Raw genomic sequence first — 6,173 nt, forward strand, 5'->3', positions numbered from 1 at the left:
GAGTCCGGGCTCGGCGTCACCGGGCCGCCGGCCGGCTGGGCCGCCGGGACCGTTGCGTCGCGAATTCTGGCGCAGCCCGATCCGCGGTCCCTGGCTGACGTCGGTGTTCGGCCTGGTGCTGCTGGCCGGGGTCACAGTGGTGTTCGTGACGGGCCTGTTGTCCTACGCCGCCTACAACCCGGACCTGGGCAACGACACTACCCCGGACAAAGGGCTGCTGGGCTTCTACCTGTTCGACTGGCCGACGCACCCGGCCTGGCTGTACCGGCTCACCCAAGGCCTGCACGTCACGCTCGGCGTTGTGCTCATTCCGGTACTGCTGGCCAAGCTCTGGTCGGTCATCCCGAAGCTGTTCGACTGGCCACCCGTGCGCAGCCCCGCACAGGCCCTGGAGCGGCTGTCGCTGCTGCTGCTGGTCGGCGGGGCGATCTTCGAGTTCGTTACCGGCCTGCTCAACATCCAGCTGTTCTACGTCTTCCCCGGCTCCTTCTACAGCCTGCACTTCTACGGCGCCTGGGTCTTCATCGCCGCGTTCGCCGCCCACGTCGCCCTGAAAATCGGCACGATGACGCGGGCCCTGCGCTCGCGCCGACTCCGCGACGAACTCCGCACCGACCTGGCGCACACCCGGCCCGAGCCCGCCGACCCGGACGGCCTCGTGTCACCCGCACCGGCCGCGCCGACGATCTCGCGGCGCGGCGCGGTGGGGCTGGTCGGCGCCGGCTCCCTGCTGTTACTCGTGCTGACGGTCGGGCAGAGCCTCGGCGGCTGGGCGCGGTACACGGCGCTGCTGGCCCCCCGCAACCGCAACCCCGGCAGCGGACCCGACGGCTTTCAGATCAACAAGACGGCCTCGTCCGTCGGCATCACGGCGACCGATGTCGGCGATGCGTGGCGGCTGATCGTGCGGGGTGGCGACCGTGAGCTCACCCTGACCCGGGAGCAGCTGCTCCAGCTGCCGCAGCACGCCGCCGCGCTGCCGATCGCCTGCGTCGAAGGGTGGTCCACCGAGGACCAGCACTGGAGCGGGGTGCGCCTAGCCGACCTCGCCGACCTCGCCGGCCTGCCCGCCGCGGCGAACGTCCTCGTGGACTCCGTGCAGCGGACCGGGTCCTTCCGCTCCGCCGCCCTGCGCGACAACCAGATCCGCGACCCACGCTCGCTGCTCGCCCTGCGGGTCAACGGCGCGGAACTCTCGCTCGACCACGGCTATCCCGCTCGTGTGATCGTGCCGGCCAACCCGGGTGTGAACAACACCAAGTGGGTGGGCGCACTCACCTTCCGGGCGTGACCATGGCCCGCTTCATCCGCTGGTACGGCGCGAACCCGTTGCACCTGCTCGCCCTCATCGCCGCGTTCGCGGTGGCCGGCTATGCGGCCGTGCGACTGTTCGCGGTCCAGCCTGTCGGCGTGGCCGTGTGGCTGGTCGGCGCGGCGATCGCGCACGACCTGATCCTGTTCCCGCTGTACGCACTCGCCGACCGATCGGCCCGGTCGGTGCTGCACCGCCGCGCCGCCGATCTGCGCACGGTCCGCTCGATCAACTACCTGCGCGTACCGACAGTGCTGTCCGGCCTACTGCTGCTGGTGTGGTTCCCGCTGATCTTCAGGATGGTGCCCGGCTTCGAAGCCGCCACCGCGCTATCGCAGGACGTCTACCTCGGCCGCTGGTTAGCGATCACCGCCGTGCTGTACGGCGGGGCAGCCCTCGCCTTCGCCCTGTCAGTACGCCGGACCCGCCCGGCCGACGGCGAATCCCGCGTATGAAAGGCTCACCCCGGCGCCGCCGGACCTGAGCGCGCTCAGCCCTCCCGGATCGTGCGGATCCGGTCGTACAGGCCGCTGACCCACAACGCGAGCCGGATGATGCCGAGGATCAGCAGCGTCTCGAAGATGTCCACGGCGCGGCCCCAGATCGGCGAGGCACGTCGCCATCGCCGGTGAGATCGACAACAACAACGCGCCCATCCTGCGAGACACCCTGCGAGCGCCGGCCACCGGCTACCCGGCGGCGCTGGAACTGGACCTGACGGGCGTCATGCACTGCTCCAGCGCTGGCCTCGCCGTCCTGCTCGCTGCCCGCGGCCAGATCGCCGAAACGAGGCGTTGTTGACCAGGACGTCGAGGTGTCCCCACCGTTCGATCGCCGCGTCGATCACCTCCTGGGGTGCGAGCCGTTCGGGCTGCGTTGCGAATGGTCTTGCGGAGTGTGCTCCGAGCTGCGTCGTAGCGGCGCGCGGCTGCGGTCGGCGAGGTCACCGCCGCAGTCTGATAACGCTGGGGAAACGGCCGTCCGGCTTTGATCGCCTCAACGCCCACAACGGACCACGGGAGAGGTACATGACTGCGTTTTCGCGTCGGACCGCGCTCGGCGCGCTCGGCACCGTTCCGCTCGCGGCGGGCGGCATCTTCGCCACGGCAGGAGCCGCGATGGCCGGTGGGTCGACGGACGGCGGGATCCCGGCGGCCGTTCGCCACGGCGGCGCCTACGACCGGTACCTGGCGCACCTGGCCGGTCAGGACCGGTTCTCCGGCGCCATGCTGGTGGCCCGCCGCGGCCGCACGGTGCTGGCCCGCGCGTACGGGATGGCCGACAAGCAGCGCGCGATCCCCAACCGGATCGACACCATCTACAACCTGGCTTCGGCCGCCAAGCCGTTCACCGCCCTCGCCATCGTCCAGCTCGCCGAGCGGGGCAAGCTGAGGTTCTACGACAAGGTCGGCACCCACCTGAGCGGCTTTCCCGCCGAGGTCGCAAGCAAGGTCTCGATCCACCACCTGCTGACCCACACCGGCGGGCTGACCAGCTACATGGGAACCGACGTGGAGCGGATCTACTACAGCGTCGAGGAGTGGACCGAGACCATCCAGCGACGCACCCGCGAGCTGACGCTGCGATTCGCGCCGGGCACCGACAAGGCGTACAGCAGCGAGGGGTACGAGATCCTCGGCGAGATCGTCGCGACGGTGTCCGGGCGGCCCTTCCAGGAGTACGTGCGGGAGCACATCTTCGCGCCGGCCGGCATGACCGATTCGGCCTACTACACCCGGCCGCAATGGTTGACCGACCCGCGCATCGCCCACCCGTACATCTATCAGCAGGACGGCTCGCGGGTGGACGGCGTGCGGAACCTGTCAGCAGGGGCGACGATCAACGGTGGGTTCGGCAGCAACGCAGCTCGGGGCTACGTCGGGTCGGGTGGGGGCGGCGGCTTCTCGACCGCGCCCGACCTGGTGCGCTTCGCGTTGGCGTTACAGGGCGACACGCTGCTCAAGCGGCCGTACCGGGAGCTGTACCTGGGCGGCAAGGTCAGCAGCCCGCCGCTGGCTGGCGGCGGGCCGGCAGACCCGCGGCGCGGCGAATCGTTCCAGGCGTACGGGCCGATCGCCGGATCCTTCAACGACCAGCGGATCGTCAGCCACGGCGGCGGCATCGCCGGCGGCAACACCAACTGGTCGATCTATCTCGACACCGAATGGATCGGGGTCATCCTCGCGAACTACGACGTCGTCGACTTCCCCGCGATCATTGACCAGGAACGCGAGGCCGTCGCCGGCTGACGAAGCTCAACCCCGCCGCACCGCCAGCGCGATTGCCAGGAGGCCGGCGCCGTAGGCGGTGAGGAGGAGGAATCCGCCGAGGGCGCCGTACGGGTGCGACGGCGGAGCGCCGCTCCCGCATCGTCATGCCAGGACCCGGCGGTCCGGTGGCGGCGATATCAAGCCGGCCCGATGAGGCGCCAGGTCTGGTTGGAGTTCGGGGCGGCGGGATCGGCGCCCCACTGCTGCACGGCGGTGCCGTCGGCTGCGCCGCCGTCGCGGGCGTCGAGCAGGTAGTAGTTGGCCAGGTTCGATATGGAGTAGCGTCCACGACCAACCGACGTGAAGCACCAGGTCTGGTTGTAGTTGCCCCAGAAGTACTCCCACTGCTGCATCTGGGCGCCGTTCGTCCACGTTCCGTCCGGGTTGTCGAGTGCCTTGCCGGACTTCACGTTGACGAGCTGGAAGCAGCCCGATTCTGCCGCGACGAGGCGCCACAGTTGGGCCGGTCCAGCGTTGCCGCTGAGAACGACTTTCGCACCGTCGGCGTCGGAGCCGGCGACCACGCCCGCCCATTTGCCGCTCGCGGCGGTGATCCGGACCACCAGCCCGTCGCGCGGGGCCACGGTCGTCTCGACGGCCGGCGGGTTCGAGGTGGCCGGCGGCTTGGGGTTGCTCGCCGGTGACCGCGGTGCCGACCCGATGGGCGACCGCTGACCACCCGGCGGCAGGGAGGTCGGATTGGGCGGAGGTCCGGCCTCCGAGGGAGGCCCGGCCGCCAGGGGTGTGCCAGTGCCGGGTGGTCCGCCGTCGTCGATGGACTCCGGCGCCGCAGCCTGCCCGTCGAGGACGTGCACGGTGTCGTACGGCCGGACGGTGATCGGCGGCGAGAGGTCGTCGTGACCGTCGTCGATCAGCTTCTCCAACGCGCGAGGGCGGCCCAGATTGTACGGCCAGGTATTGCGGTAGCGCTCGTCAGCCGGATCGGTCAGGGTTGCTTCCCGCTCCGCAAGGAACGCCTTGAGCCATGCATGCTCGGACACGTCGCGGGGCTCGCCGCCGGCACGCCTGCTGGCCCGATACCGGATCGAGGGGAGGGAATCGGGGTTCGACCTGTTGCCGTGCTGCAGGATCGTATCGTAGATGACCGCGACGCCCAGTGCCGTGGTCAGGCCGAGTTCGGTGGCGATCTTCATGGCCGGCGTGTAATACAGGTTCTCCAGGACATCGTCCTGGGCCTGCCGGAACCTGGGGTCCCGGCTGGCGAGGCGCCATGCGTCGGGCAGTCCGGCCAGCGCGTCGACCGCCGGGCTGTTCTCGTTCCGCAACGTCGTCAGCGTGGTCAAATAGGCTCGGGACAGCGTGTTGGGACCGACCCTCGCGGTGTAGGTCTGTATCACCTCGAGGGCCTCACCGCCGGCCGTCGAGAAGTCCCCTGTGCCCAACACATATCCGCGGGCGTCGAACTGGTTGACCACCCGGCCGAACTGCGGAACGAGTGTGTCATGCATCAGCACGCTACGAAGCTCTTCGATTACCGCGCGTTGTTGGGCGGTGATCGTGAGTCGACCATCGAGCCTGCTCACCGCGAAGAACGTCAAGGCCACCACGATCGCCAGCACGACCGGCAGGAGGAAGAGGCGGAATGGACGACGACGTCGTGCCGCCGGCTGGTCCTGCGCCATCCGACCTCCTCGCCTCGAGTCGCTGCCGCCTCAGCGCACGCTGGAAACGCTCCCGGACCCTCGGCCGCCGCTCGGCGGAGTGCGACGGCCGGTCCGGCTCCGACACGATGATGTCAGATCGTAGGTTCGCGCGTGGGAGCGATTCATCGGGGCGTCCTCCACGACCCCGACCACAGCCGGGACCAGCGGTTTCGCCGCGTGCGGACCCGGTTCGAAGGTCGTGGACCGCGGTGCCGGAGACGCTGCGGCTCGGCCCGGCGATGAGATTGCAGCGGTCCGTCCAGAGGTCAGATTGCGCGGGCGAGCACGTGCTCAGCGGCTAGATGAGTACGCGTACTCATGTTTGTCGAAGTGGCTCTGGCAGGCTGGGCACATGACGACGCGAGGAGATTCGAGTCGCCCGGGCTACGGCCTGAAGACGTTGTGGTGGGCCGTGCCGGCCGCGGTCGGGTTGGTAGTCGCCGTTGCGGTGGCGACCTGGTGGCTGGTCGGAGATCAGTCAACGGTTCCGGCCAGCGCGAACCCCGACCACGTCCTCATGCCCTTCGCGATCGGACCTCGTGCGGAACGTGCTGCCGGGATAGCATCGACGGTCCTGACCGTCATCGCATTGGCGTTGCTGGTGCTGGCCACGCGCAGACGCAACGTCGACCCACGCTGGTGGAGAGTGCTCGTCCCGCTGCTGGCAGTCGGCCTCATCGTCGGTTCGGGATGGCGGGTAGTGACCGCCGGCGTGATCGGGGCCAACATCGGCGCCGCCGTTGTGGTGACACTTGGCGGGCCAGTTGTCGTGGCATTGCTGCTCTGGGCGCTTGCCTACGCAATCCGCCTGCTACGAAAGCGGTCCACCTAGCCGGAATGAAGCCAAGCATGTTGAGGCGGCCCGGGGCGCCCTGGGGCGCCCCGGGCCGCGGGGGTCAGCGGAAGTCGACGGTGTAGCCGTCGGTG

The 6,173-nt window shown here is 69.6% G+C and carries 5 protein-coding genes and 2 pseudogenes; 5 read left to right on the plus strand and 2 right to left on the minus strand.

Features of this window, described 5'->3' with window-relative positions; genetic code table 11:
- Positions 1-52: 52 nt before the first annotated feature.
- Positions 53-1,291 carry a molybdopterin-dependent oxidoreductase gene (locus IEZ31_RS52840; protein WP_229837191.1) on the plus strand — a complete coding sequence of 413 codons (1,239 nt, stop codon included), beginning with the start codon at positions 53-55 and terminating at the stop codon, positions 1,289-1,291.
- A complete protein-coding gene (locus IEZ31_RS52845) occupies positions 1,288-1,767 on the plus strand; it encodes a hypothetical protein (protein ID WP_229837193.1) in 480 nt (159 codons plus the stop codon). The genes IEZ31_RS52840 and IEZ31_RS52845 overlap by 4 nt, the downstream gene beginning before the upstream one ends.
- Before the next feature lie 35 nt (positions 1,768-1,802).
- Here the strand turns inward: IEZ31_RS52845 and IEZ31_RS60345 are convergent.
- Positions 1,803-2,000: pseudogene (locus IEZ31_RS60345) on the minus strand (hypothetical protein); the annotation flags it as partial.
- Between IEZ31_RS60345 and IEZ31_RS59940 the strand changes: the two are divergent.
- Together IEZ31_RS59940 and IEZ31_RS52855 are read left to right on the plus strand one after the other, a co-directional pair.
- A pseudogene (locus IEZ31_RS59940) lies at positions 1,922-2,113 on the plus strand (STAS domain-containing protein); the annotation flags it as partial. The pseudogenes IEZ31_RS60345 and IEZ31_RS59940 overlap by 79 nt on opposite strands.
- 227 nt (positions 2,114-2,340) lie before the next feature.
- Positions 2,341-3,561 carry a serine hydrolase domain-containing protein gene (locus IEZ31_RS52855; RefSeq protein ID WP_190257759.1) on the plus strand — a complete coding sequence of 407 codons (1,221 nt, stop codon included), beginning with the start codon at positions 2,341-2,343 and terminating at the stop codon, positions 3,559-3,561.
- Between the two features lie 158 nt (positions 3,562-3,719).
- Here IEZ31_RS52855 and IEZ31_RS52860 read toward each other — a convergent pair whose 3' ends face one another.
- A complete protein-coding gene (locus IEZ31_RS52860; RefSeq protein ID WP_190257760.1) occupies positions 3,720-5,225 on the minus strand; it encodes a chitosanase in 1,506 nt (501 codons plus the stop codon).
- A 373-nt stretch (positions 5,226-5,598) separates the two neighbouring features.
- On the opposite strand from IEZ31_RS52860, the gene IEZ31_RS52865 reads away from it, so the two are divergent.
- On the plus strand, positions 5,599-6,078 hold the full coding sequence (locus tag IEZ31_RS52865) for a hypothetical protein (protein ID WP_190257761.1): 480 nt from the start codon (positions 5,599-5,601) through the stop codon (positions 6,076-6,078).
- Positions 6,079-6,173 lie beyond the last annotated feature (95 nt).

It is taken from the genome of Dactylosporangium sucinum, assembly GCF_014647515.1.
GTDB classification, from domain to species: domain Bacteria; phylum Actinomycetota; class Actinomycetes; order Mycobacteriales; family Micromonosporaceae; genus Dactylosporangium; species Dactylosporangium sucinum.

What these genes read in the sequence shown, in the direction of transcription:
- IEZ31_RS52860 (WP_190257760.1), bottom strand. Translation starts at nt 5,225, where the DNA reads ATGGCGCAGGACCAGCCGGCGGCACGACGTCGTCGTCCATTCCGCCTC.
- IEZ31_RS52855 (WP_190257759.1), top strand. Translation starts at nt 2,341, where the DNA reads ATGACTGCGTTTTCGCGTCGGACCGCGCTCGGCGCGCTCGGCACCGTT.
- IEZ31_RS52865 (WP_190257761.1), top strand. Translation starts at nt 5,599, where the DNA reads ATGACGACGCGAGGAGATTCGAGTCGCCCGGGCTACGGCCTGAAGACG.